We start from the raw sequence: 2,002 nt of genomic DNA, 5'->3' as shown, positions 1-2,002 counted from the left end.
GAGGTGAGCGTTGGTGCCCGAGATACCGAAGGACGACACCCCGGCACGGCGCGGCCGGCCGACGGCCCGCCACTCCACCGGCTCGGCCAGGAGCCTGACATGGCCGCTGCCCCAGTCGACGTGCGGTGTCGGCTCGTCCACGTGCAGAGTCTTGGGCAGCAGGCCATGGCGCATCGCCATCACCATCTTGATCACACCGCCGACTCCCGCGGCCGCCTGGGCGTGGCCCAGGTTCGATTTCAGCGAGCCCAGCCACAGCGGCTGGTCTGAGGTTCGCTCCTGCCCGTAGGTCGCCAGCAGGGCCTGCGCCTCGATGGGATCACCCAAGGTGGTGCCCGTGCCGTGTCCCTCGACGGCATCCACCTCCCCTGCCGAGAGCCCGGCCACCGCCAGCGCCCGGCGAATCACCCGCTCCTGCGCGGGACCGTTGGGCGCGGTCAGCCCATTGCTGGCACCGTCCTGGTTGACGGCCGAGCCGCGGATGACAGCCAGGATCGGATGCCCGTTCGCCTGAGCGTCCGACAAGCGTTCCAGCAGGAGGATCCCGGCGCCCTCGCTCCAGCTCGTGCCATCGGCCGCGGCCGCGAACGCCTTGCTGCGGCCATCGGGGGCCAGGCCCCGCTGCTGGCTGAAGTCCACGAAGACGTCGAGCGTCGGCATGACCGTCACGCCGCCGGCCAGCGCCATGGTGACCTCGCCCTGACGCAACGCCTGGCAGGCCGTGTGCAGCGTCACGAGCGAGGACGAGCAGGCGGTGTCGACGGTGACCGCGGGCCCCTCCAGCCCGAGGGTGTAGGCGACGCGCCCCGAGGCGACGCTGGCGGCGCTGCCGTTGCCGACATAGTCGGCCAGCTCCGGGGGAACGTACGGCAGTCTGCTGCCGTACTCGTGGTACATCACTCCGACGTAGACCCCGGTCTGGCTGCCGCGCATCGATATCGGATCGATGCCGGCCCGCTCGAACGCCTCCCAGGAGGTCTCCAGCAGCAGGCGCTGCTGCGGATCCATCGCCAGCGCCTCGCGCGGCATGATGCCGAAGAACTCGGGATCGAACTCCGCGGCGTCGTAGAGGAACCCACCCTCTTTGACATATGTACGGCCTGGCCGTCCCGGCTCGGGGTCGTAGAGGTCCTGCTTCCAGCCGCGATCGGCCGGGAAGCCGGAGATCACGTCCCTGCCGTCGGCCACCAGCCGCCACAGGTCCTCCGGCGTACGCACGCCGCCGGGATAGCGGCAGCTGATCCCCACAATCGCGATGGGCTCGCCGGTCGCCGCTGGGGCCCGCACGGCGACGGCCACCTCAGGAGCGGCGCCGAAGTGGGTCTTGAGATGGTCGGCGATCGCGCGGGGGTTCGGGTAGTCGAAGACCAAGGTGGCCGGCAACGGCAGGCCTGTCGCCGACCCGAGGAGGTTACGCAGCTCCACGCCGGCGAGCGAGTCGAAGCCGAGGTCCTTGAAGGGCCGATCCGCACCGACGGCTTCCGCGCCCGCATGGCCGAGTACCGACGCGACGTGCGTGCGCACCACCGCCAGGAGATGCCGGTCACGCTCACCCTCGGACATGCCCGCGAGCCGCTGCCTGAGCGCGCCGCCGCGCGCGTCATCACCGGCGGCCTGCGCCGCGGGCCGCGCAGGCCTGCGCACGAGGCCTTTGAGCAGGGCGGGCACCTCGTCGACGCGAGCGCGCAGCGCGGCCAGGTCGATCGGCAGCGGCACCAGAACAGGCTCATCTGGTACGGCTAACGCCGCGTCGAACAGTGCCAGCCCCTCCTCGGCCGGCATCGCGGGCATGCCCAGACGTGCCATGCGCTTCCTCTCGCCGTCATCGGCCGTGACCGCCCACATGCCGTAGGCGAGGGAGGTGGCGGGCAGGCCCAACCCAGCCCGATGCACCGCCAACGCATCCAAAAACACATTCGCCGCCGCATAATTGCCCTGCCCCGCCGCCAACACCAACCCACCAGCAGACGAAAACAACACAAACGCCGACAAATCCAAACCA

The 2,002-nt window shown here is 70.6% G+C and carries 1 protein-coding gene; it reads right to left on the bottom strand.

The annotated features are described in order from the left end of the window. Positions 1 to 2,002: beta-ketoacyl synthase N-terminal-like domain-containing protein (locus tag AB0C16_RS39925; protein ID WP_357691339.1), on the bottom strand; the 2,002-nt coding region annotated here is incomplete at both ends.

Source organism: Nonomuraea sp. NPDC048916, assembly GCF_040649575.1.
GTDB lineage: Bacteria > Actinomycetota > Actinomycetes > Streptosporangiales > Streptosporangiaceae > Nonomuraea.
Note: the sequence above shows the minus strand (reverse complement) of the source record. Positions and strands in the feature narration are given on the sequence as shown.